General features: G+C 44.8%; 18 protein-coding genes. 3 read left to right on the forward strand and 15 right to left on the reverse strand.

What is annotated here, in order from left to right; translation table 11 throughout:
- Positions 1-112: 112 nt before the first annotated feature.
- From HQN90_RS27295 to HQN90_RS27325, 7 genes are all read right to left on the reverse strand, one after another.
- Positions 113-826: an alpha/beta hydrolase gene (locus tag HQN90_RS27295; RefSeq protein ID WP_173224623.1), complete on the reverse strand. Its 714-nt coding sequence runs from the start codon at positions 824-826 to the stop codon at positions 113-115.
- A 253-nt stretch (positions 827-1,079) separates the two neighbouring features.
- On the reverse strand, positions 1,080-1,730 hold the full coding sequence (locus HQN90_RS27300) for a TetR/AcrR family transcriptional regulator (RefSeq protein ID WP_173224626.1): 651 nt from the start codon (positions 1,728-1,730) through the stop codon (positions 1,080-1,082).
- Between the two features lie 461 nt (positions 1,731-2,191).
- Positions 2,192-3,064 carry a sugar phosphate isomerase/epimerase family protein gene (locus HQN90_RS27305; RefSeq protein WP_173224629.1) on the reverse strand — a complete coding sequence of 291 codons (873 nt, stop codon included), beginning with the start codon at positions 3,062-3,064 and terminating at the stop codon, positions 2,192-2,194.
- Positions 3,048-4,352 (reverse strand): alpha-L-fucosidase, encoded by a 1,305-nt coding sequence (locus HQN90_RS27310; protein WP_173224632.1) that lies wholly within the window; start codon positions 4,350-4,352, stop codon positions 3,048-3,050. Before HQN90_RS27310 ends, HQN90_RS27305 begins: the two co-directional genes overlap by 17 nt.
- Before the next feature lie 32 nt (positions 4,353-4,384).
- Positions 4,385-6,091 (reverse strand): ABC transporter substrate-binding protein, encoded by a 1,707-nt coding sequence (locus HQN90_RS27315; protein ID WP_173224635.1) that lies wholly within the window; start codon positions 6,089-6,091, stop codon positions 4,385-4,387.
- 96 nt (positions 6,092-6,187) lie between these two features.
- On the reverse strand, positions 6,188-7,123 hold the full coding sequence (locus HQN90_RS27320) for a carbohydrate ABC transporter permease (RefSeq protein WP_173224638.1): 936 nt from the start codon (positions 7,121-7,123) through the stop codon (positions 6,188-6,190).
- 12 nt (positions 7,124-7,135) lie between these two features.
- Positions 7,136-8,041, reverse strand: coding sequence for an ABC transporter permease (locus HQN90_RS27325; RefSeq protein WP_079417627.1), 906 nt, complete (start codon positions 8,039-8,041; stop codon positions 7,136-7,138).
- 131 nt (positions 8,042-8,172) lie between these two features.
- Between HQN90_RS27325 and HQN90_RS39710 the strand changes: the two genes are divergently transcribed.
- Together HQN90_RS39710 and HQN90_RS27335 are read left to right on the forward strand one after the other, a co-directional pair.
- Positions 8,173-9,951: a histidine kinase gene (locus HQN90_RS39710; protein WP_173224641.1), complete on the forward strand. Its 1,779-nt coding sequence runs from the start codon at positions 8,173-8,175 to the stop codon at positions 9,949-9,951.
- The gene (locus HQN90_RS27335; RefSeq protein ID WP_173224644.1) at positions 9,948-11,450 is read left to right on the forward strand and encodes a response regulator; all 1,503 of its coding nucleotides are present in this window, start codon (positions 9,948-9,950) and stop codon (positions 11,448-11,450) included. The genes HQN90_RS39710 and HQN90_RS27335 overlap by 4 nt, the downstream gene beginning before the upstream one ends.
- Before the next feature lie 351 nt (positions 11,451-11,801).
- Here the strand turns inward: HQN90_RS27335 and HQN90_RS27340 are convergent, their stop codons facing one another.
- Positions 11,802-13,175 carry an MFS transporter gene (locus tag HQN90_RS27340; protein ID WP_173224647.1) on the reverse strand — a complete coding sequence of 458 codons (1,374 nt, stop codon included), beginning with the start codon at positions 13,173-13,175 and terminating at the stop codon, positions 11,802-11,804.
- A gap of 178 nt (positions 13,176-13,353) precedes the next feature.
- On the opposite strand from HQN90_RS27340, the gene HQN90_RS27345 reads away from it, so the two are divergent.
- Entirely contained in the window at positions 13,354-14,019 is a 666-nt protein-coding gene (locus tag HQN90_RS27345; RefSeq protein ID WP_246362870.1) for a helix-turn-helix transcriptional regulator, read from the forward strand.
- A gap of 107 nt (positions 14,020-14,126) precedes the next feature.
- On the opposite strand, the gene HQN90_RS27350 is transcribed toward HQN90_RS27345, so the two are convergent.
- The 7 genes from HQN90_RS27350 to HQN90_RS27380 all read right to left on the reverse strand — a co-directional run bounded on the left by HQN90_RS27350 (position 14,127) and on the right by HQN90_RS27380 (position 25,142).
- Positions 14,127-15,362, reverse strand: coding sequence for an MFS transporter (locus HQN90_RS27350; protein ID WP_173224650.1), 1,236 nt, complete (start codon positions 15,360-15,362; stop codon positions 14,127-14,129).
- Between the two features lie 25 nt (positions 15,363-15,387).
- Positions 15,388-16,416: an ROK family transcriptional regulator gene (locus tag HQN90_RS27355; protein WP_173224653.1), complete on the reverse strand. Its 1,029-nt coding sequence runs from the start codon at positions 16,414-16,416 to the stop codon at positions 15,388-15,390.
- Between the two features lie 138 nt (positions 16,417-16,554).
- Positions 16,555-17,976, reverse strand: a complete 1,422-nt coding sequence (locus HQN90_RS27360; protein ID WP_173224658.1) for a sensor histidine kinase — start codon at positions 17,974-17,976, stop codon at positions 16,555-16,557.
- 3 nt (positions 17,977-17,979) lie between these two features.
- Positions 17,980-19,173 carry a beta-ketoacyl synthase N-terminal-like domain-containing protein gene (locus tag HQN90_RS39715; protein ID WP_173224661.1) on the reverse strand — a complete coding sequence of 398 codons (1,194 nt, stop codon included), beginning with the start codon at positions 19,171-19,173 and terminating at the stop codon, positions 17,980-17,982.
- 620 nt (positions 19,174-19,793) lie between these two features.
- Positions 19,794-22,808 (reverse strand): golvesin C-terminal-like domain-containing protein, encoded by a 3,015-nt coding sequence (locus tag HQN90_RS27370; protein ID WP_173224664.1) that lies wholly within the window; start codon positions 22,806-22,808, stop codon positions 19,794-19,796.
- A gap of 143 nt (positions 22,809-22,951) precedes the next feature.
- Complete coding sequence (locus HQN90_RS27375; RefSeq protein ID WP_173224667.1) at positions 22,952-24,292, reverse strand: FAD-dependent oxidoreductase; 1,341 nt, start codon at positions 24,290-24,292, stop codon at positions 22,952-22,954.
- A gap of 28 nt (positions 24,293-24,320) precedes the next feature.
- Positions 24,321-25,142 carry a carbohydrate ABC transporter permease gene (locus HQN90_RS27380; protein WP_338042393.1) on the reverse strand — a complete coding sequence of 274 codons (822 nt, stop codon included), beginning with the start codon at positions 25,140-25,142 and terminating at the stop codon, positions 24,321-24,323.
- Positions 25,143-25,144: the final 2 nt, after the last annotated feature.

Raw genomic sequence — 25,144 nt, forward strand, 5'->3', positions numbered from 1 at the left:
TAAATTATGTTATTCGCTATGGCTTGGGAATGGCACTTTTATTCTGTGATGTATTACTTTGAGAAATTGTTGTATGGAAAGATTGATCCCATAAGTTAATGTTTCATATCTTTTACTTGTTCACTTTGAAGTTCAATTCCGGATATTTAGCAACTAATGCTTTGAGCGCAGAGTCGTCCTTTCCTTTTAAATACTGGTCGAAAAAGGCAACACTGAATTCGTTCACAATACGGTGATCCCGCCGCGTGTCTGAGCCGCCTAACAATGGAGAGAATAGCGCAAGATCAGAGTAGCTTGCATGCTTTGAACCAGGAATAAGTATGGATAAACCGCCGCCTGCCAATGCATTTCCTGATTTTAGCATATATTCCTTCCTGGGAGCTTCAAACTCCTCTCGGCTTCCCCCCCTTCTCTGTTTCGGAATTTCATCGTAAGAGGTCATTACCTTATTATATGTCTCTTCTGAATACATCATAAAAAAAGGCTTTCCCAATCCTTTTTCGGAAACCGGCGAACCATAAAACCCACCGTCCATACTTAAGGCAGCCTTCACACGTGAATCGTTCTTCATCATTTGCACAGTAACCCGGCTTCTGCCCCCCTCCTTCCGCTTGCCTAAGAAGAAATAAGCCGTCAAAACCAATGGAGTCAAGTAAGCCGGAACCATCTGCCAACGCCCGCCCTCCACTGCAATTTGTACCATAACCAAACCTAAGGAGATCATCAAAGGGAAAACAGATCCCTGGCCGCCTTTCCTATTCGCGATAATTGCCCAGTACAACAGACCAAAATTGATCGCGATCACAATTACTTCCAACATCCTCATCTCGATCTCACCCCCTATTAACTAGTTTCATCATATCCTGAACTTCTGAAAATAAAGTTGGGGGAATACTGAATTTATTCTGAAGCATGTCAAACAACGCCAAACTATTTCATAGCAACTCAAACTTCGCAGAGAGGATAGATGTATAACCATATTTTCGGAATAACACAAGTGAATATACCCAAAAGCGGTAGCCTTGGACGAGAAAATAAAGTCCTAGACTACCGCTGTATTATTGAACTATCGTTTTCCGCTAGAGCTTAAATAGCGAAACAGACGATTCCACCACTTGATCTACAACCTTCTGCAATTGCTCTAGTTGGTCTGCTGCTGGATTTCCTTGAGCGGTAAGCTCCTGCTGTACTTGATCCAAATAGTTCATCCCCTGAGAAACAGACCCCCAGAATTGCACAGCCATCAGATTAGCGTCACCTTGCTGAATCGTGCCTTGCTGAATGCCTTTTTCAATAGCCAGCGTCATCTGGTACATGAAGTTTTTGATCCACTCAAATGGTGAAAACTCCTCAGGTGTGTACAAATGATGCACATCCAAGCTAATCCGAATGTAAAATCGTTGAGTAACCGGATCTGCCAGAATTCGCTCGCAAACGATCTGCGCATAGCGCTTGAACAACTCAAATACAGAACCCTCTTGCTCAAAGTAAGTCTTCGTAAAACCCTTAGACTCCTCCATCATGTATTCGTATAGCTCGCGAAATAAAGCCTTCTTATTTTTGAAATAGTAGTACACTAGGCCGTGGGCAAGGCCGGCCTGATCCGCTACATCGCCCATCTCGGATGCCAAATAACCCTTATCGACATACACCCGAATAGCGGCTTGCAGAATTTCTTGCTTCCGCTGCTTTCGGATGACTTCGTTTTGCTCTTTCGTACGAGGAGACATGTTATGGATCACCTTTTATTTTGACTTTAACGTTAGTCAAATTATAGAGATAGGCAATCTGTGTTGTCAATCAACACATGAAGCTAGAAATAGGGGCTGATAATCTCTTGATGAGCCTCCTACTTTGTCTGACTCTAGCTCCAGTTGCTTTCTCTAAACCTGCAATTATGCATCTTTTTTGCTCTTGGAAGAGCCTCAACGATTAAATTCCTGCATATGTGCAGGTTTTTGAGGCTTTTTCTGGATGAGCGGCCGAAAAAGATAAAAATGCCTGCACAATTGCAGGCATTTCCACTTTTTAACCGAATTCGCTCGGAATTTCCTGTATTTTCGCAGGCTTTTACACTCGGGTGAACGGATCTGATCTGGAAGCCCTTTCATACCACATGAAAGTAATCATCCCATCATCTATCGACGCTTACCTACTTAATTTGGCTTATGGGACAGCCTCATTTCTTAACTCAAGCCTCCTGCCACAACCGCCTTACATTGTCCATCGCGATTCTAGAGGCCGCCTTGCACTCTTCCATCCCTTCGAATTCAACCGTTACATACCCGTCGTATCCCGAATCCTTAATGAGCTTCATCATTCGGCGCGTGTCGATATCTCCTTGGCCGAAGATTGCGCCTCTTAAGTAGTTGCCATTTGCGGTTGTGAACCAGGCACCTTCTCCGGGATGCTCGTCGTACGGCCTGAAGTAGAAGTCTTTGACGTGGATAAGCGAAGCATAGGGCAAATTTTTGCGCACACCGATTAGCGGGTGTTCATCGACGCACATGAAATTGCCAATATCGAGTGTTGTCTTGAAATTGGAGCGATTGACCTCCGTCAGAACGCGCTGCACGCGATCGCTTGCCTGTACGCTGAAACCATGATTTTCAATGGTCGTAGTGATGCCGTAGTGGGCCGCGTAATCGGCAATGATGCGGCTTCCTCTTACCATCTGGTGCAAATTCGCTTCGAACCATTGAATTGTCATGCTATCAGGCGGCAATGTGAAAGCAGTCACATCATGCCGCATATGTGCCATGCCAAGCTCGTGCACTAAATCAACATGCTGCTTGACGCGCTCCACTTCAGCTTCGAAAGCCTCTTCCGTCTCCTGGACGAAGTTGGCCGGCATCGAATAATTGGATAGCTCGATGCCGACTTCCTTTGCTTTCTCGCGAACTGCGGCCGCTAGCTCGGGCTGGTCTACCAGCGTAAAGCCATAGGGAACGATTTCCATATGCTCGCCGCCATGATCCGCAATCCACCCAATCGCATCAAGGACTGTCATCTCTCCTGTTTTTAATGCCGCCAGCAGGCTATAGGTGCTAAGACCGACTTTCAACGTTTATCACCTCAGTCACTAATTCGAGCGCAATCACGGTATCCATATCGTCCGGCAGCTCTGCTCCGATCAAATGAATGAAGGCCCCGCTATCGGTATCCGAGTATTGTTCTGCCATCCATGGCAAGGATACTTTAAGCTCGGATCCGTCTGCGAGGAGCCTCGCCTTCTTGATTTTTCCCTTGAGCCCTTGGAAATAAATCGGACCGATGCCCCGATCAAATACATGGGCATACAGCATATTGCCGTTCTGCGTATACCGTCCCCATTCTGGCTTCGGCAGCTCAGATGCTCCGCATCCATAGATGCTTTGACCATTACGCTGCATCCATTCCCCAACCGCCGTCAAGATTTGAAGGGACTGCGTTGGAATCTCTCCTCTTGCATCCGGGCCAACATTCAGAAGCATGTTGCCGTTCTTGCTGATGCATTCCACTAAGGCGCGCACGACCTGCTTCGGCGACTTATAGGCTTGGTCCTTCGCATGATAACCCCAGTTGTCATTGAGCGTGATGCAGGCTTCCCATGGAACATTCAGCCCATTCTCATCGACAATGCCGCCAGGGGGCACGATTTGCTCCGGAGAATAGAAATCACCGGCGTACACCTCAGGCTCAGCCGCTTTAATATGACCGCCAAGCCGGTTATCAATAATAATGTCAGGCTGCAAGGAGCGAATCAGATTGACTAGCTCGGTTGCCCGCCACTTTTCTCCGGTCATATCATCATAAGAGAAGTCGAACCACATCACATCGATTTGCCCGTAATTCGTAAGAAGTTCCTTCACTTGCGCATGCATATAGTCCACATAGCGTTCGAACTGAATGCTCCGATCTTTATAAGCTTCATTGTCTCTCATTGGATGAATGCGGTCCCCGTATGCGGGATAATCGTCATGATACCAATCAATCAGGGAATAATAAAAGCCAACCTTCAAGCCTTCCTCACGAAAAGCTTCGACATATTCCTTGATCAAATCCCGCTGTGCGGGTGTATTCGGCGCTTTGTAATCCGTAAACTCGCTGTCAAACAGACAGAAGCCATCATGATGCTTGGTCGTCAGGACCGCGTATTGCTGTCCTGCCGCCTTCGCCGCTTTGGCCCAAGCCCGTGGGTCATAACGGTCCGGATTAAACTCATTAAAGTAAGGCTCGTAGTCTTGATTGCTCAGCTTCTCAAAGCTGCGAACCCATTCCCCCCTCGCGGGGATTGCATACAATCCCCAGTGAATAAACATGCCGAATCGTGCTTCCCGGAACCAATCAGTTCGCTCCCAACGTTTGTTCATGTTTTCCTCCTTTTTGAGCTTCGCAGCTGCTGCTATTTCTTATATACTTTGTTGTAAGCATCTTGATAAATTTGGATAAATTGATCCATGCCGGAATCTTTGAGGCCTTTCACGTAAGCGTCCCAATCTTTATCGATGCTTTTGGCTCCCATGATGAACTGCAGCATGGACTGTTTGACGTAATCCGTAATAATCGGTTTCAGCTGCTTCACTTGATTGGCCTGATCATTCGTCAAGAAAATATCCGTCGGGAACTCTTCTTTCGGTTGATGTCCTTCATACAATTCCTTGGTAGCTTTGTACAGGCGAGTTTCCAAGCCATCCATCGTATAGAGATCCTGACTAGCAGCGTACGCAGTTTCGCGATATTCAGCCGAACGAAGGTTGGGTCCCATCTGATTCCAATGGTCATTCTGAACTTGACCTACCCCGTAAGAGGTTTCTTTCACTTTGAACTTGGCTGCTGTTCCACGCGTATTTTTGTCGTTCGCTTCCGCCTTGACCCAATTGCGGCCTTCCTCTCCAAAGTTGGACAATGTCGTGCCTTCATCCGAGTATAGATAATCGGCAAGACGAATGGCCGCTTCCGGATTTTTATTTTTGTTCGTCACAGCAAACACGGAGTTGCCGATACCGATGTAGTGCGGCGTGAACGAAGCTCCGTCCGGTCCTGTAAGCGGTGCGATCGGATCATAGTCTTTGTGCCGTGTTGCCGTAGGCGAGGCATCGGTGAATTCGCCGAACCAGCCTGCCGGAATAGCGCCGGCAATCGCCGTATCAGGGCTATTCCCTTTCTGTGAAAGCGCGTCCGATTTTTGCGTAAATGCTTCCTTATCTATCAAGCCTTCCGCATACAGTTTGTTCAAGAATTGCAGACCTTTTTTGAACCCTGGCTGATCAACGGACGTTGCCAGCTTGCCGCCGCTCATCATGAAATAATTGTTATCTGCATTGTAATAAACGAACGCGTTCATAATGAACGTTTCCACATCGGTGTGCCAACCAGTCGGAGATCCCGTTAACGCAATTTCGTCAGCTTTGCCATTCCCATTCGGGTCCTTTTCTTTAAAAGCTTTCAGCATATTGTAGAAATCGTCGGTCGTCTTCGGCGCGGTAAGGCCAAGCTTCTGCAACCATTTCGTATTTACCCACATCTTAGCGGAAAATTGGCAATGGTAGCACTCATTCACGGAAGGGATCGCATAAATATTGCCATCCGGTGCCGTGATCGCTTTCTCCAAATAGGAAATGTCTTTAAACGCCTTCTTAATGTTTGGCGCATATTGGTCAATCAACTTATTTAAAGGAATCAGAACCCCTTGTTGCCCATACAATAGCTGCTCTTCTTTCGTTAGATCCCCTGACATGAAAATATCAGGATAATCACCACTGGCTAGCAGCAGTTGTTTCTTTTCCTTCAAAGCGGCTGCTTCTCCCGGTACAAGCTGCCAGTTCAAATGAATATTCGACTTGCCTTCCAAATATTTGGTAAACCAATTCGTATTCAAGTCGGCAATATTTGCCGATTGCGGCGCGAAGGCGCTCATGTTGATTTTATTTTTGGCGATTGGAAAGCCTGTTGCGTTCACATTGCTTCCTCCGTCTGCGCTTCCACCCCCATTAGGGCCAGCACTGCCTTTGGGCTCATCGCTAGTGGATGTGCAGCCGATTATGAGCAAAGTAATGGATACAATCAGGACCACCAATAACCCTGTTCTTCTGGTTCCTTTACTTACCATATGCAAAACCCTCCTTGTTTTTCATCGCTAATCAACTGTGGGTGAAAACCTGATCTGTTCGCTGCCCCGCATCCCTCCTCCCAATAGAGTGCTCATTCAACCTTTCAGAGAACCAATCAATAGCCCCTTCACGAAATGCTTCTGAACAAAAGGATAAAGAATGAGAACGGGTGCGCTTGCGACGACAATCAGCGAGTATTTCAACAATTCCTTCAAGCCTTGTCTTTCCGCTAGCTCTCTGACATCCTTAATCATCGTAGGATCAATCGAGTTCAGGATCAGAATATTCCGCAATATAAGCTGAAGCGGATACAAATTAGCCGTTTTCAAGAAAATCAACGCTTCAAAGTAGGAATTCCAATATCCGATCGCATACATAAGTACGAGTACAGCAATGATGGGTTTGGAAAGCGGGATCACAATGCGCAATAAAAACTTGAAATCGCTGCATCCGTCCAAATGTGCGGCCTCCGTTAATTCCGAAGGAATCGACGTCTGGAAAAACGTCCTGGCGAGAATCACCTGCCAGACCGAAATTGCCCCTGGAATAATCATGGCCCATCGCGTGTCGAGCAGCCCCATCCCTTTAACGGTCAAATAATAAGGAATTAATCCCCCATTGAACAACATTGTGAAAATGAATAAGGCGGTGATGACGTTGCGTCCATAAAAGTTTCTGCGCGATAGCGGATAGGCTGCCGTAATCGTCAAGGAAACGCTAAGCAGTGTCCCGAAGAACAGATAGAACAAGGAGTTACCGTACCCCGTCAAAATTTGCGGATTTTGAAATACCGCTTTGTAGCCACGAAGGGTAGGTTCAACTGGGAACAGCCACACTTTGCCGGAGATAACGGCTGACGACGAGCTGAAAGATGAACTAATAATGTAAATGAGCGGATAGGCCACAATGACCAAGCAAATGCTCAAAAACAAGTAGACAAAGAACAAATACACTCTGTCGACACTATTTTCAAGAATGCGGGTAGAAGTCTTTTGCGCCTCAAGCTTCAATGCCTGCTCTGGGTGGACCATAATAGTTACCTCCTACCACAAACTCGTCTCAGAATTTTTCCTTGCCACATGGTTGACCACAATGAGCAGGAGCAAATTAACGATTGAATTAAAGAGTCCAACAGCTGCGGAGAAACTGAAGTTCGCTCCGACCAAGCCCATTTTATAAACATAAGTAGAAATGACTTCGGACGCGCCAACATTAATCGCATTTTGCATCAGATATACCTTCTCGAATCCAACATTCATGATTTGCCCTGAATTCAGAATGAGCAAGATGACGGCCGTTGGCATTAGGCTTGGCAAATCGATATGAATCACCCGCTGGAACCGGGATGCCCCGTCCACCTTGGCCGCCTCATACAAATGGGGGTCCACGCCTGCCAGAGCGGCAATATAAATGACCGAGGCATATCCTGTGAACTGCCAAACGTCGGACAGAACATAAACGGTTTTGAAATACTCAGGCTTGGACATTATATTTTCCGCTGGAAATCCGAACTTATCTGCCAAGAGATGAACGAAGCCAAGCTGCGGAGAAAGGAACAGCATAATGATCGAAACCATGATGACCGTGGAAATGAAATAAGGCGCGAAGGTGACCAGTTGTACGGTCCGCTTAAAAACCCCGTTTTTCAATTCGTTTAAGGCTAAGGCCAGAATAATCGGCGCTGGAAACCCCACAAGAAGCGAGTAAAGGCTGAGCAGTGACGTGTTTTTGATAACCCTCCAAAAAATGGGCAGATGGAAAAAGTCGATAAAATGCTTAAAACCGATCCAATCGCTCCCCCAAATCCCTTTGGTGACCATATAGTTCTTGAAAGCGATTTGCACGCCAACCATCGGTACATATTTAAAAATAAGTAAGTAAACGAGTGACGGCAAGATAATCAGATAAAGCTGCCAGTTTTTCTTTGCCAATCTTAATGCTATACTCATGATATTCCCCCTCACTACATTTACGATGTGCTATTATTAAGCGCTTACAGGATCTATGATATAGGAGCTGCAATTAAATTTATAGTGCTCATTCTTAAGCAGCAGTGTCCGTTTATAAGGTGGTGTGCGGTGTGAAAAAGAAGCCTGCTTTTAACTATCAAAACTTGTCGATTGTGAAAAAAATGGCCATAGGCTACATTGTTATTATCTTCATTCCGATTATTTCATTCGGCCTCATACTCTACAACCAGAACTACAACAGCTTTCTCGAAGAATATGCCCAAGGCCGGCAAAAAATTGTTAATCAAGTTCTTAACAACGTTAGTGTCAGTACAGTGCAGATTGAATCCGCTTATCAATTATTTCAAAATAATTCGAACACAATTGCCTATTTAAGTGGGAACTATCGAAGCGATTTTGAGCAAGTATCCAATTTCTTGACCTATATTAGACCTTTGTTTTCCTATATTTTGTCTTCCAATCGAATGATCGATAGTATGACCATTTACATGGAGCAGCAGAACGGTATGATTTTCCGGCCAGAGATGGCCAAGATGGACGAGTTCAAACTGGACGAGAGCATGAAGAAGCTCCCGCTTGGGGTTGGCAAATGGATTACTTATAATAATGGATCAGAGCCAGACATCAACCTCCATTATTTCCACAAAATCGGAAACCGCAACTTTGAACAGGACATCGGACTTCTCGATATCAAGGTGACTCCAAATTTAATAAAACCCTTATTGGAATCGCTGAATTCGAACAGCAAAAGCAATTTATATGTGCTTGATCAGGATCATCAAGTCATTTCTCATGTTGAAAAGATCTCCTTATCCAAGGAGTCAGAGAAAGCCTTGCTTGCCGATGCTTTCCAAGCCAACACTAAATACGCCTATCAAAATGTGAATGGGAACAAGCTGCTGATTGAATCGTTTTATGCCGACACGCTTAAGCTGCATTTTGTCATGATGGAGCAAGTGGACGACGTCTTTATTGGGATTAAAAAAAACAAATATGTGCTTGTTATGACAGTAGCTACCCTTCTATTGCTTCTTTCTGGTGTATACTACTTGATCGCCAGTTCCATTACGAAGCGCATTTTGAAGCTTTCCAAACATATGCGCCAGGTTGATGAGAACTATTTCCCGCTCTATCGCGGGGAAATTAATAAAGACGAAGTCGGACATCTGACCTCCTCTTACAATGCGATGATCAGGCGTATGGATGAGTTGGTCAATACCGTACATCGTTCGGAAATGCTGCGGAAGGAATCGGCTTATCTCATGATGCAAGCACAAATCAAGCCTCATTTTCTGTACAATACGCTCGAATCGATTCGCATGATCGCAGAGGCCAACGATGACCCTGAAGCAGCCGAGATGTCCTATACGCTAGGCAAGCTGTTCCGCTATAGTCTGTCGGGGACGAAAAGCGAGACTTCCCTGCGGGAAGAAGTAGACAATGTCAAAGACTATATCAAAATTCAGCAAATTAGACTGGCTGACCGGCTGCAAGTATCCTTTGAGATTGACGCGGCTATCGATAACTTTATTTGTCCCCATTATATGCTGCAGCCAATCATTGAAAATAGCATTGTTCACGGGATCGCCAATGTAAGAAAACAAGGCTCGCTTTCGATCCGCATTTGGGAAGATTATTCGTTCATGTTCATTGCCGTAGTTGATTCTGGTGCAGGCATGGAGGAAGAACGCCTCGCACTCATCCAAGCCGTCTTAAACGGAAGCATGGATGTCAAACTTTTGCAGAAGGGTGAAGGAGGCCTCGGGATTATGAATGTAAACGAACGCGTGAAAATGTTTTATGGCGAGCGATCAGGCATTCACATGGAAAGTAAGCTTAACGCGGGGACGACATGTTTACTCAAGTTAGCTAAGGGGGCAGCGCAATGAAGCTGTTGGTTGTCGATGATGAACCTATCATTTTGAACGGAATCATCCGTATGATCCAGAAAGCGCATACACCGTTTATCGAGATCGTCGGCGCAGCTGACGGCATTGATGCGCTGCACAAGCTTGCCCACTTTCAGCCTGATTTGATCCTCACGGATATTCACATGCCAGAAATGGACGGACTTGCTCTCATTAAGGAAATACAAGAGCTGAACCTATGCAGCCGATTCGTTATCTTAACCGGCTATGGCGATTTTGCGTATGCCAGACAAGCGCTGCGATATCAAGTTCTCGATTATTTGTTGAAGCCGATTAACAAGGATGAACTAATCAGCGTACTGGGTCGAATCGGGAGCACGATTCAGGAAGAGCAGGAACGAACCCTCCAGCGCGACCTGCTGCTGCTCAAAGAGCATATTTTATACCATACACCCTTGGAGGAACTGCCGCTTAGTGCCGAGCAATTACAGCTTCTTCTTCCTCATCCGTGTACAACCATCATCGTATTTCAAGCTTGCGAAAGTGAGCCGCCTCTTGCGGCCGAGCGTCTCGAGGGTATGATGAAGGCTTTGGAGCCTGTGAGCCAAAAGCTCTACATCTGCCAGTCACACTTTTTACGGCAAACCGTCCTCATTGCGAATGATACGCATGTTCTAACAGATGATGAGCTGCACCGTGCCTATGGCGAGTTTATCCATACGAAGGGCAGCGGCTATTGCATGGGGGCCAGCGGGAGCAAAAATGATAAGGGAAGCATACGCAATCTGTATATAGAAGCGATGGCATCCCTTTTATTCAACCGGTATTTTGGCAGCTGCGGCTTAACCGTCTTCAAGGAGAACATCTATAGCTGCTATGACAATCTTGTGCACTATATTGAACATTCGCTGCAGCATCACATCTCGATAGAGCAGATCGAGAAGGACATGCAGCCGATCCTTCTGTATTTCTCCGGCGATTCCGATTGCCAAAACAAGCTGCGCGAGCAGTTTCTAGTTTGCGTCGGACTCTATTTGCAGAACGTTGGCCTTGCGCCTGAGTCGATCTGGGGCGAACAAGCCGCAGCCAATGTATTTTCATCCAAGGGCGCTATCCTTGAGGATGCCCGAGTAGCGGAAATCCTTTCACAGCTCATTCGCTATATGCGCCGTACCAACGACTATCAGCCGAATATACAGGCCATTGATAAAATCGTCGCTTTCGTGGAACAAAATTACAAGCTGGATTTATCGCTCGATGCGGTTGCCGATCATGTGCAAATGCACCCCAATTACATCAGCATGTTGTTTCGCAAAGAGATGGGACTGACCTTCCTTCATTATTTGCATACGTTTCGACTTGCCAAAGCCAAGCAAATCATGCAAGAGAACCCGGATTGGCCGATTAACACGATTGCCGAGCTTGTTGGCTACGAAAATCCGCGGCATTTTTTCAAAGTGTTTAAAAAATTCGAACACATCACACCTGGGCAATTCAGGCTTGGAAATTCCTCTTGTTGAAGACCGTTCAACGAAGATAGGGCTGTCCCAAAGGTCATAGACCTAATGGACAGCCCTTCCCTGTTTCCGCAAATAAGAGCCTCTATGAGCTTCTATTTGCGAAAAAAGAGGTGGTTTTTCACGAATAGAAGTCTTTGGAGACTCCTATCGACGGTTAAACATGCAAAAACTCCCACAACCGAAGCAATAAGAGTCTTTATGAGCTTCTATTTGTCCAAAAAGTGGTTGTTGTTCGCAAATAGAAGTCTTTGGAGACTCCTATTTCCTTCAGGGTCAATCATTACGCTAATTATCCCCCAATTGAATCTGTGAATGACGGGTGATAGCAAATGATCCCAGATTCCTTTATTTTCATGTATGCTTCCCCTCCCTAACATTTATTTTCAACCGTGTGCTGGCTAGTAAACTCAGGACAATGAGAACAAGATTAACCAGCATGGCTCCAGAAATGCCCGCCTCCATCAACAATCCGGATGCTTGCCCCACCGCAATAATCGCCCCTCCAATACCGATGACCATGCCAGGTGTGAATGAATCTGCGAACTGCAGGTTGGCTGAGACCTGGCCTGACTCTCCTTCCTTGGCATTTGCAAAAGCAACGGCACCGCTTGTGGGATGAGCCAAGCCGATCCCAATTCCTGTTATCATTTGACCGATGATCGACAAGGCAATATTGATGCCAGGCACCCAAACGACAATGCCAATGCCAATAATCATGAGGAAGACGCCTATTCTAATTCTTTTATTCCGGCCTCGACCTTGATCCCCAGCATCCCAGTAGGACTGCAAATAGGAGACAACACACCAGCTAAGCGCAGCGCTTGCCACGATTAACCCAGCCAAATCCGCTGTTAGTCCTTTGGTTTCTGTCAATGCAAGCACTAGAAAGTTCTGAGTACTCACATAAGCGGCAAAAAATAATCCTCGTGAAGCGATTAGCGAAGGCAAGCCCCTGCGAAATCTCAGCGTGCCTCCAGGAAGCAATTTACGAAGCGGCTGTGCCATAAGAACCAGGCCAACAAGGACCAATACGATCCCTACGGTTCTCGGGAGCATTCCGAGGCCGCTTAGGAAAAGTCCAGTACCGAGGGCTAGCAGAATAGACAGCCAGGTTGCACCTGCTCCACTCGCCTTTTGTACGTTCGGAATTTGCAATTTACGAAAGACGGGTAAGCTTAGAAACGTTGCAAGCAGTAAAAACGGCAGCACCCCCCAGAACACGAAGCGCCACGAAAATTGTTGGGAAATCACTCCGGCAACATAAGGACCAATCATAGAAGGCAGCACATAGGCTGTTCCGAAAGCTCCTAATATTTTGGGGCGAAGCTCGTCAGGATAACTTAAGGAAATAGCGGTATATACGCAAGTCATCATCGCGCCTGCACCGAACCCCTGCAAGGCTCGCGAGGATATTAAAACAATCATGTCGGTAGCAACGGCCGCAGTGATCAATCCAATCGCAAACAACACAATGGCTACGGTAAAAGGCAACGCAGGCCCTTTCCTGTCGATAAGACGCCCTACGACCAATGTTCCTATAATTTGAGCGAGCAAATAAGCACTGAAGATCCAACCATAGAGGCTGATTCCCTCTAGATCGTTAGCTATAGCGGGAGCAATTGTAGTTACTGCCAAACCTTCAAACCCAACAGCCATTACAGCTAAAATAATACCAATAGACAAAGCCAAATATTTGGTTCCAAAAATACTTTGAGTTGACGACATCCTGTTTAATCCTCCATATCATAGGCAAATGCATGTTATACATCGTATCCGGATACTTTGTAAACATTATCCTTTATAAAGTTCAATATAAGGTTTCATTTTGACTTAGTCAACTTTTTTCTTTACAATGTAAGGAAATATAATTCCCATTTTGCCCAAAAGAAGAAGGTGTCGTCACTTGAAAAAGAAAGATCCAACTGTCAATGAAGAAGGTATGGCTACAAGAACTAGGCGGACCATTGTGAAATTATTGAAACAGGAAGGTTCTTTAGATGCCCTTCAATTGGCGAAACAGCTTGATGTTTCGGGAATGGCCGTGCGTCAGCATCTATATAATCTGCAAGAACAGCAACTGGTCACCTATGTGGAGGAACCAAGGACTATGGGTCGTCCTGCCAAAATGTGGAGGCTTACGCCAGAGTCGAATCGTCTGTTTCCGGATGGACATGGCGACCTTGTCGTCAGTTTAATTGAATCCATGAAGGAAGCTTTCGATGAAGAAGGATTGGAGAAACTGCTTGAAATTCGCAATCAGAAACAGATAGCACAATACAAGAATAAACTAGCAGCCTGCGTTCTTTTGCATGAGAAATTAATAGCTCTGGCAGAATGCCGCACAACGGAGGGATACATGGCGGAAGTTGCCGAACATCCGGATGGATCTTTTTCTTTCGTGGAGAAACACTGTCCGATCTGCGAAGCAGCCAAAGCATGCTCAGGTTTTTGCAGCAAGGAGTTGGAAATGCTCCAGCAGGTCTTGGGGAACGATGTTGAAGTTGAGCGGATTTCACATATCTTATCGGGTAGCAACCGTTGTGTGTATGCGATTAAAGCTGCTAATTGAACGGGGGGAACGTCGAAATTCCCAGCGCCTCCATACAAAAAAATACCCATAGATTGAACACCTTTGTCGTGTCTAGTCTATGGGTATCCGTTATTAAACTAACATTGTCATAAATTTGCTGTGAAATGCGTGTTGTTGTCCTTGCCAACATATTTCCTTTTCAGAAAGACATTCAATCTTTCCGAAAACAGGAGCATGGCTGCAGCGCACAAAACGAGATACAAAGGAAGGATACTAATCGTTGCATAGGAAGCAAGCAATCCGAGAAGCGGAGGCATAAATGTACTGCCTGTATACGCGACAGCCATTTGGTAGCCCATAATGGTCTGGGAGTGCTTTTTCCCAAAACGTACAGGTGTTTCATGCAGCATACACGGATAAATCGGTGCCAAGCCAAGACCTATGATCAGAAAACCTGCAAGCGAGAAACTAGACGGCAAAGGCAGAATCAGCAGCGCTGCACCAATGAGAGCCGTGATTTGACCTGTACGTATGAGCAGACGGTTGCTTATTTTGAAGGTGATAAAACCAGTTATTAATCTGCCGACTGTTATCCCCGCGTAATAGAGAGAAATCCATTGTGCGGCGGTGGCGGCGGGCAAATCCTTTATATTGACAAGAAAGCTGCTACCCCACAAACCTATCGTTGCTTCGACTCCGCAATAAAACAAAAAGGAAACAAGAGCCAGCTTAACTCCCTTAATCTGCCATGGTTTTACAGGTTTGTCCATTTCATTATTCAATAAGCTTTCTTCTACTTCCGGCTCTTCACTCAAAGGAGCCTTGCTGTTTTTGGCAACCCGATTCCACAAAGGCAATGTGAAGAAGAGAATGACCACTAAGCCAAATTGAATACCGGCAACAGTCAGATAGCCATGTCTCCATGTATTTTCCCCTGAAATAAACTGCGCCATAATGATAGGGCCCATCGTAGCCCCGACTCCCCAGAAACAATGCAGCCAACTCATATGGTGTGCTTTGTAATGCTCAGCAACGTAATTGTTTAGCCCTGCATCTACGGATCCTGCGCCTAATCCAAGTGGAATAGCACATATCATTAGCCAAATAAGCGAAGGGGAAACAGCAAAACCAAGCAGTGCACCGGCAGTTAGCAGGCAACTGACAAGCGTTACCTTGCCTGTGCCAAATCGTTTGAGTACGGCTCCGCTTGCCAAACTAGACACAATCGTACCTGCTGCGATGACCATAAAAAGCAAACCAGCGGTCTCAAGCGGCGCTTCAAAATCCAATTGCATGACGGGCCAAGCCGTCCCCAGCAATGAATCCGGCAACCCCAAGCTAATGAAGGCCAAATAAATAATGAATAAAAAGAATGTCGCCATAATTCTCTCCTGCTCATAATGAAGTTTAATTGCTTTTACCAGAAACCATTAGATCAAGTCCCAAAGTCTGTAGTCCATATAAATAATCTTGCTTCCAGTCACTTCGGATAAGCTTTGGAAGATGTGCTTCAGGGATATACGCTGCACTCTTGCTTGTAATTTGGCTAATCACTGTTTGGTCCACTTCATCATTGCAAAAAACAATCGCATGAGGATTAATAATAGCCGTAAACGAAGCAACTAACCGGCTAATTGCATCTATCGCCTCGTCACCTACATTTGCTTTCTCCGGTCCCCTGCCCTGGCTCAAAGCTTGCAGAAAATTCCGCTCATCGTATTGTGGGACGAACGAGATCTCTCCCGAGAAGAACGTACTTCCTCGCACCACGTCGCCATTGATCATAATGCCTGCGCCAGGTCCGTTTTGACCAAAATACAAATAGATCAGGGATGGGTTCACTTTACTTGGCCTGTTTGCGTTATATCCAAGAACAGCTGCATTCATATCGTTCTCTACAACGACAGGCAGAGCCAACCTTTCTTCGAAGTATCCTTTCAAATCAAAGTTATGAAATTGCTCGTAGCTCGGTATATAAATAATTCGACCATGATTAACCGAACCAGGCACACCGATCGCAAGCGAGCTGATCTTTGGGTACTTCGCGATAATTTTCTCAATTTGCGTCATTAAGCCAAGTACATCATCCATTAAGAGACTTGATGTTTGACCTTGTTCTTTCACTTCTCCCAAACAATTAAAAATCGTGTAATTCGTTTCCGTCTTCTCTAGAAATATAGCCAAACCCAGCATAAACTCCGGGTTGTAAGCATATCTTTGGGCTCTTCTTCCGCCGCTTGAATCATCCAGACCAACTATAAGCAGTTCCCCATCCTGCTCCATTTGCGTTAGAAACTTACTAATTGTCGGAAAGCTAATGCCTAATTTCTGACTCAGTTCAATCTTCGTTGCACTCTCAAGCGCTAGAAGAGCTGAACGAATACTGCGAAGAATAACTTTCTTCCTATCTTTGGGCGTCGTATGTAAATCACTCATCCTGTTCACCACCTTATGACGATACTTATTAAACAACTTTAATAAGTATCGTCATAATAGCAGAGATTGAATGATTAAGCAATGAAAAAGCAATTCAGCCAACTGCCGATCCCTAGTTATCGGCTGTTGGCTTCCGTTTTACCCACTTGCGCCATCCATTAATTCTCCATAGTCTATTAAAGGAATAGTAACTTTAATCTCAGTTCCTACTTCGTTACTCTTTAATATTTCAATATAGCCGCCGTGAGAATTTAGAATGCGCTGAGAAATGGACAATCCGAGTCCCATCCCCGCTTCTTTGGTTGTATGAAATGGCGCAAATATACGATCCCATTCATTCCTCGGAATTCCTGATCCTGTGTCAGTAAATATAATATTGATGGCATTGTCACTCGTATAGGTGTTAATTTTGATGATTTTCAGTTCCTTTTCATCCATTGCTTCTATACTGTTATTAATTAAATTAATAAACACTTGTCTCATTTTATCTTTATCTATGTTCGCAACCCTATTTTTTTGTTCATTCAGTTCGATGAATACATTCTTTTCTTTTATTTTTATGGACGTTAATACAATCGATTCTTTAATAATTTCCATAACATCGGTTTCTTCTGTATTAATTTTACCGCTTTTTATAAATTGATTATAGTTGATGATAATGCTGTGCATGTGGGCACCAGCTATTTTAATTTGACCCACCATCCCTTGGGCGCTTACATCCAACTGTTCGTTGCGTGACAGAAGTTCTGAATACCCTTTCATGATCGTTAAAGGATTGCTGATCTCATGAATTAATCCAGAGGTCGTTATCTCAATTTGCTCTTCTTTTTCTTTTCTTTTTAAGATCTGGGTTGTTTCCCTAATCATCTTTGTACTCATATGAACAAAAATAAAGAAAATAAAGATAGAAAAAATCATCACAGCAATTTGACTTGAATAAATAAAAGTTCCTGCCTGCAAATTTAAGACGCCAATCAAATAGGTCAAAAGAAACGTCAGACTAAATAAAGTCAGAAAATTTTTCACATGCTTATCGGTTACTTTTCTGCTCGAAATGAGTGTTAATAGAATACTAACGATCAATAGTTTAATGTGGTTTACAAATAAGTAACTCCACTCCCCGTAAACGGGATAGAGAACACTAATCGCACTTCCAAACCCTTCAATTTTCTTCAAACTTAATACCCCATAATCGGTCCAATTGATCACATAAATGAATACTGACCAAACACTATACACGCCTAGTGTGTACTTATTGATAATCCAGTTCATCCATTTCGCTTCTTCTTTGGTCAAATATTTCAATGTAACATATCCGACGTATAGAAAAGCTGGAGGAAGCATAATGGAACCTATCCGAAAAAGCTTAAATAGAAAAAACAAGCTGTCTTCCTTCAGCAAGTCAATGCCATATAAAACACTTACATCCAATTGCCATAAGCACATAAAAATCATAAAGACTAACATGGCGTTAGTTAATTTTGTTTTGAACAGCATTTTACAGGACATTCCTAAGAACAGTGGTATGAAAGACATTGCTGCCATAAGGATAAAATTCATAACTTAACCTACTTTCGATACCACAATTGTATTATTATTCCCGCCATATCCATGAGAAGTGATTGCAATATTCTGAATGTCGCCATGCATGGTTTCTTTGACAATGTTCACATGCTCATAACCTTTGAAATCACTCAGCGTTGTTGGTGGAATAAAGTGATCTCTCAAACTGATTAACGAGGAGATGAGTTGGGCAACGCCAGAAACAGCGAAAGGATGACCGATCATCCCTTTAATGGAAGTGATAGGTGTATGAGCACCTAACTTTTTCATATGATTTTTGGCCTCATTTTCGTCTTGCAAATCCAGCCCCAGCGCTAGACTATTCGTGTATGTAATTTTCCGGCTTCCAACAGCTTGATCAAACGTTTGATATAATCGTTCGCCATTTTCGTCCATTTGATGAATGCTCACACCATCGTTATTCGCAGCGGCACCTGTCAAATAGCCATATATGTGCTTATTCTCCTTATTGGCTTGCTGCTCTGTCTCCATAACAATAACGGCTGCTCCTTCAGAAATGACAAATGAATTGCTGTTTTTGGAAAATGGATTCCCTGTCTCTCCAATATTGACATTGAATTTGATCGCTTTCTGCTTAGCAAAACTCACTATGGCTGAATCGCAAAAAGGTGTCTCCGCTGCACCAACAATACAGATATCAACCGTGCCATTCTCTAATAGAGTCTTTCCTAAAAATATGGCATCCGAACCTGACGAACAACCGTTAGTTAATGTAAATACAAGATTGCCATCTCCCAAGCCAAAATAATTGGCTATACCAGAAGAAAGACTATGAATATTCGTCATCCCGGCATTGAAAGCACTGATTTTATTATATTGATTGCTTTTATATAGATAAGAACATTGTTCTATTTCAGGAAGACTTGAAGTCGAAGTACCTATTATAACGGCTAGTCTCGCCTTCGGACTCGCAATTTGTGCTTGTTCCAGCGCTTCCTTTGCCGCAGCGATACCGAGTAGAGCGGCTCTAGGGTATCCGCGCAGTTTTCTTTCACGGGCTTCTTCCAGCTCTTCTTCAATTATTCCGCAGACCAGACTTTCTCTTTTGGGCCCTATTCCAGTGACAATCGATTGTGTACAAATACCATTTCGCAACACCTTTTCAAATTGCACAACGTTTTGAATTTTAGGTAGTCTGAGTCCAAAACCTGTAATGACTGTTTTGTTTTTCACGGTTTGTAGTCCCTTCGCTTACAATATCTTTACATTATCGGCCAATGAAAAAAAATAGGCCTACAACGGTTGAAAGTTGTAAGCCCAGTTTGTATGACAGAGCTGAACAATTAAAGTATTAATCCTTCTGGCTCAATTCAATTTGTACATAACAATTCAGACACAGTAATTCCCTATTATCAATATGGGAAATTAAATACGCGAGAATTATACCATATCTTCCGTGCGCGTGGAATGGCTATAATAAAGATTATTCCTTCTTGGGGATCAGTTCGGTTCACCTGACGATGAAAACCTGCATAAGTGCAGGAATTTCCGGGTGATTTCGGCTAAAAAGTGGAAATGCCTGCAATTGTGCAGGCATTTTCATCTTTTCCAGCCTCTGATTCAGAAAAAGCCTCAAAAACATGCACAATCGCAGGAATTTCATCATTGAGGCTACGCCACGAGCAAAAAACCTGCACAATTGCAGGTTTATAAAAAGCAGCTGGAGCTAGAATCAGGGATAACCCTGCTACCAGCTATTTTTCGAGAAAACTTCTGAATTGGGTAAAAAAAAGCTGTCCTCAAGTAGGTTTATCTACTTATGGGACAGCTCATTCCTTGCAATCTTCTATCCGCTACTTATCGACCTGTGTTACTACTACTACAGCTTCAGTGTAAACAGACGTCAATGGATTCATGACGCGGATCACCGCGCTTCCAACAGCCAGAGCACGCAGATGTCCTTCGGCATCAATGGCTGCCACATCGCTATTCGTGCTGCTCCAAACCAGATTTTGATCCGTTGCATCGTTCGGAGTTATCTTAGCCGTAAACACATGCGTATCTCCTATTTGTAAATCGAGCGTCTGAGTATCCAAGCTGATGCCCGTAGCGGGGATGAACTCAAACTTGGCTGCGTCCGCACGAAGCGGTCTGTCATGAGCTGAATTCGCATCCTCGACCGAGATGTAGTTGGCACTTCCTCGCGGCAAATCATAGATGCCCAGTACCTGCCACGAGCCTTGCCGTGTAGATTGATCGACAATCTTGGAATCACTCTTCGTGCCATTGATATAAATCGAGTATTCGGCAGCTTTCGTCGTATACACCGGGGTCGCAGGCGTTCCCGGCAAATAAACCGATACCCTGTATCGTCCAGGTTGGCTAATCGTTGGTGTCCATTTGGCTGATGCTCCCGTTGGATTCGTAATCGCTCTTGATATGCCGCCGTTATAGCCTTGGAGAACCGTAGAAGTCACCCACTTATTCGTAGCGATTTCTAGTGGCCCATTGACTTCCGTGTATCCCCCGTTTGTGCCATAACTATTATAAATCGTCACCTGCTTTATGACAGGCATCGTTACTTGGATCTTCGCTTCGGTATAAAGAGAAGTCAACGGATTCGTCGCACGAATCACCGCCGCTCCGACCCCCGTCGCATTCGCATGCCCGTCGGCATCGACAGTCACGATTTGACTGTTCGAACTGCTCCAAACCAGCGTCTGGTCTGTCGCCTCGGCAGGCGTAAAGACAGCCTTGAAGGCATGCGTATCACCTACCCCTAGGTCGAGTGAATCGGCATCCAGAGCAATTCCTGTCGGAGGGATAGCCTCTAGCTTGATGACATCCGCCCGAAGCGGTCGATCGTGAGCCAGGCTTGTATCCTCAAGCAGGATATAACTGCTTGCTCCCCTTGGAAACTCATAGGTACCCAATACCTGCCAAGATCCCTGTAGAGAGAATTGATCCACATTTTTCGTTTCCTGTTTTATTCCGTTGATATAGATCGAATACGCCGCCATCTTCGTCGTATTCACCGGAGTGGCGGGCGTTCCGGGAAGATACGCTGACACTCGGTAACGCCCGGACGCAGACACATTCGGCGTCCATTTGGCCGATGCGCCCGTTGGGTTCGTAATCGCTCGCGAAATTCCGCCATTATAGCTTTTGAGCACGGATGACGTTACCCATTTGTTCGTAGCTGTTCCAAGCGGCCCATTGACTTCGGCGTAACCTCCCACGCTGTAACCGCTATAGAGAGTGATCGGATTAGTAATCGTCGGCGGAATCTCTTCGATATAAGGAGCCTCCAACCCACCTTTGACATAAAGCGGATTCTCATCCAGCCGCAGCTGTACATAACCATTCGTTGGCGTATACGTTAACGTATTCCCCATGATGTCTGTGACATGAAGGGGACCACCCGTATAAAGCTTGAGGTCGGCTCCCGCAGGAGCGTACATAACCCGAACATCCTCCGCTGCTGTATGAAACTTATGACTATAAACACCAGGTCCAACATCCTCCGTCGTTTGGAAATCCGCTCCCGTTAATTCGCGGGTCATAGTCGCATAAGCGGCATAGGCCGGCTTCGGAACATAAGCCCCTTTGGCATCGTCAGGATTCCGAATCAAACCGAACGTTCCCTCAAATTCATTCGGAACCGTAGATTTATTTTGCAAATTATAAATATTAATTTTTTGGATACCATTTGCCAAGGCAGTGACAATTCTTCGAGCCACATAGTTGGCTTGGACATGCTCGTCGAAATTAAAGTTGCTGAATCCTGTCTCCGAAAGATTAATTGGAATGGTTTGATTATTGTTATAGGTTTTCATCATATTTCTGTGCCTATTGATGTCCTTAACGAAATCCTCTGGATTCCTCGTATACGAATGAAACGAATATTCATCCATATAATTCAGCGCACCCTTTTGATAAAGCGCTTCCAAAAATGCATCTGAGCCTAGTTCGCCAAAGACAAATCCTGTTATTTTGACATTCGGAAAAAGCGGATGAATTTGTTCGTAAGAGGTTTTTAACAAATTAAAATAAAAATCCGCCTTCTCTGCCTCTGTGCTAAGTCCCTTCCCAAACGAAGGAATATCGGGTTCGTTCCAAATTTCCACCTGACCAATTTCCGGGTATCTACTCAATACTTGCTTGCCATATTCAGCAAAGGCCATCCTTCCTTCCGAACTCGTAGGCGCATTTCCTCCATCATAGAAATCATTATATAACGCAAGAGTGATATAGGGCTTGAGATCGTTCGCCGCCACACGCGACATGAAATCATCATGGAAGGTTTTAAAACGATAAACCCCCTTCGCCGTATTCTCGATGTCCCCCCACCGCAAGGCATCTCTGACATACTTAACTCCCATTTTCTTCGCAATCGGAATTAAAGCTGCAGAGTCTTGAGCAATAAGATCCGTTCGAGCAGCGTGCGTTTGTACCGAAAAATGCGAATCCGCCACTTGGCTCAGATCGAAATTCGCGACAACGGCGAACGAGGTTTCTTTCGTGGCCACAACGTTCCCGTTCTGCTTGGCTGTAATCACTAAGTTGAACCATCCCTTTTTCCCAGGATTAACGGTTAGCAGGGTCGTTCCATCGCTTACAGCTTGGCTTCCGGACTGCACCGTGTTATTCCAATAATCGGAATACACCCAATCAATCGAATCCCCATCTGTATTGATTCTAATTGTTTTGGCATCGCTTTCATAAAAAATGTTCCCAACTGTCGTTTGCTCAATGGTTAATGATGCTGCATGGGCCACTTGGTTTCCTGAAATTAGAGTGAACCCGTACGTTGCTAGCAGAGCAAACACCATACATGCAGTACTCAAACGGCTTAACATTTTCTTCATTGCCATACATCTCCCTTCAAATGTAAATCATTTTCAACAGAATTGGAAACCGTGTGTCTCCTCTCACCTCCTTCATCCATTCAAAGATTAAAAGGCATACACCGTTCATCGAATAGCGCCCAGTATATGCCTTCTTTCTTCATTTACTTAACCAACACATGTGTCTCCTTGACAGGACCTTCTACAAATTGGCCACGGGTTTGGAGAATATAACGAATCTCTTCGGCAGAAACCATCCGAACATCGCTGAAGCCAGATTTGACTGTTAAGGCTGCTGCGGTTCCTGCTGCTTCGCCGATAGCACTGATTCCTGACATTACACGATAAGAAGCGTGAGCTTCAAATGTACCGCTAATGCAGCGCGAGCTTAATAGCAGATTGCCAAATCCTTTGGCGATAAGGCTGCGATAAGGAATATGATAATACCCTGGGCTCGGCAAAATCGTCATGTACTCTTGGTGATTTTTTTTCCCATCTGGATCATGGACATCCACATCATAAGCACACGCCGCCACCATATCATCAAACTTGCGAACTTGCAGACAGTCTTCTCCGGTTAACATGTAGTCTCCGACAACTCTACGGCCTTCACGAACCCCTAGCTTCGTAAAAATAGTCTCGATCTTCGCATCCCGGAAAGCAGGATGCTCCCTGATCGCTTCAACTAATTCGTATACTTGAACTTTGCCGATTTCAAACGCGCTTTCAACCGATCCTGGAATCGTGGGATCAACATCGTTCACAGCCGTCGAATTAAATAGGAATGCTTTGCCATCTGGGTAAGGGAATGCTAATACGCCCTGACGCATATTCGTGCTGTTCGTTCTCTGTTTCATCGCCATATAATAAGGCTTGAGCGTCTCTTCCAGCCAAAAAAAGCAGCCCCAGCTTGTAACATCCTTTACTTTAAACAGCGAGGGATCGAATCCAGTGAGTTTGAAAGTAACCGTCGCCATCTGCATCTTTCCATCTTTTTCACGCCCCTTTTGAAACTCTGCTCCTGCCAATGCAGACAAATTTCCGTCTGCTGTGCCGTCAAGAAACACACGACCGAATACATGCGTTTGCTTAGATCCAGTGATCGTCACTGAACGAATATTCCCATCTTCCACCTGTACGGCGTCCACTTCGCAGTCCGTCCATACGGTCAGATTTTTCTCTTTTTGAATTAATCGATGGTACGTTTCTTTTAATTCCTGTTCATCATAGCTGGATACCGTTTCCTCATCAAAGGTCAAGCCCGTATTCTGATAGGCCTGAGGGAATAATTCCTTATGAATCCCCGTGTTCACACATCTTCCATCATGATCACGAAACTTGCATACTAAAGCGATTGCCGCATGGACACCCGTTCCGCCAATCTCACTCATTTTTTCAATAAGCAGCACCTTGCTGTGTAATCTTGAAGCAGCTAAAGCTGCACAAATGCCGCCTACGCCTGCGCCAACAATCACAATGTCAAAATCGTTTGTCCAATCATTCATGGATATCACTCCTCTAATAAAATTAGGTTTAGCCCTTCAGGCCGCTGCTGGCAATGCCTTCAACAAAAAATCTTTGGAAGATGGCTACGACGATGATAAGAGGAAGCAGCGCCGAAACGGAAGCAGCCATAATCAACGAATAATTCGCACCGTATTCATCTACAAAGCTGGAAAGGCCAATCGGTAGTGTGAACAATTCACTCGAACGCAGGAAGATCAACGGATTCTCATATTCGTTCCAATGCCATGTAAAGGTCAGGATGAGAAGTGTTACGATGGCAGGCTTCGTTAATGGCAAGCAAATTTGCCAATAGATCCGGAAGAATCCTGCTCCATCCACTTTTGCAGCTTCAAGAAGCTCACTTGGGATCGTACTGAAAAATTGTCTCATCAGGAACGTTCCGAATACTGTAAAAATCCCAGGCAAAATGACGGCCCAGTGGGTGTTCACCAAGCCAACGCGATCGAACAGGATAAACCTAGGAACAAGCAGCACCTGAGCAGGGATGATCATAGTAGCCAAGTACATAAGGAAGATAAAGTCTCTTCCCTTGAAATTCAGTTTGGCGAATGCGAACCCAGCCAGTGAGCTGGTGATGATGGAGCCGACAACCGTAAAGAAGGTGATTTTGGCCGAGTTCCAGTAAAACAAAGCAAACTTATATTTGCCGCCCCAAACCTCTTCGTAGTTCGAGAGAATCGGATTCTGAGGAATCCAATGGATCGGGTACTTGAATAAATCAGCTTGGATTTTGAAGGATGAAGAAATCATCCAGATGAACGGAATCAAAACTGTGACACCCAAAACCAACATGACGAGGGTAACGCTTAATTTTCGCAAAGAAACCACAA

Source organism: Paenibacillus alba, from assembly GCF_013204855.1.
GTDB classification, from domain to species: Bacteria; Bacillota; Bacilli; order Paenibacillales; family NBRC-103111; genus Paenibacillus_E; species Paenibacillus_E alba.

Bases quoted from the DNA above. Each gene is read 5' to 3' on its own strand.
- HQN90_RS27325 (WP_079417627.1), bottom strand. From the start codon at position 8,041: ATGAGTATAGCATTAAGATTGGCAAAGAAAAACTGGCAGCTTTATCTG.
- HQN90_RS27320 (WP_173224638.1), bottom strand. From the start codon at position 7,123: ATGGTCCACCCAGAGCAGGCATTGAAGCTTGAGGCGCAAAAGACTTCT.
- HQN90_RS27375 (WP_173224667.1), bottom strand. From the start codon at position 24,292: ATGAATGATTGGACAAACGATTTTGACATTGTGATTGTTGGCGCAGGC.
- HQN90_RS27370 (WP_173224664.1), bottom strand. From the start codon at position 22,808: ATGAAGAAAATGTTAAGCCGTTTGAGTACTGCATGTATGGTGTTTGCT.
- HQN90_RS27295 (WP_173224623.1), bottom strand. From the start codon at position 826: ATGAGGATGTTGGAAGTAATTGTGATCGCGATCAATTTTGGTCTGTTG.
- HQN90_RS27355 (WP_173224653.1), bottom strand. From the start codon at position 16,416: ATGAGTGATTTACATACGACGCCCAAAGATAGGAAGAAAGTTATTCTT.
- HQN90_RS27350 (WP_173224650.1), bottom strand. From the start codon at position 15,362: ATGGCGACATTCTTTTTATTCATTATTTATTTGGCCTTCATTAGCTTG.
- HQN90_RS27315 (WP_173224635.1), bottom strand. From the start codon at position 6,091: ATGGTAAGTAAAGGAACCAGAAGAACAGGGTTATTGGTGGTCCTGATT.
- HQN90_RS27310 (WP_173224632.1), bottom strand. From the start codon at position 4,352: ATGAACAAACGTTGGGAGCGAACTGATTGGTTCCGGGAAGCACGATTC.
- HQN90_RS27340 (WP_173224647.1), bottom strand. From the start codon at position 13,175: ATGTCGTCAACTCAAAGTATTTTTGGAACCAAATATTTGGCTTTGTCT.
- HQN90_RS27335 (WP_173224644.1), top strand. From the start codon at position 9,948: ATGAAGCTGTTGGTTGTCGATGATGAACCTATCATTTTGAACGGAATC.
- HQN90_RS27300 (WP_173224626.1), bottom strand. From the start codon at position 1,730: ATGTCTCCTCGTACGAAAGAGCAAAACGAAGTCATCCGAAAGCAGCGG.
- HQN90_RS27360 (WP_173224658.1), bottom strand. From the start codon at position 17,976: ATGAATTTTATCCTTATGGCAGCAATGTCTTTCATACCACTGTTCTTA.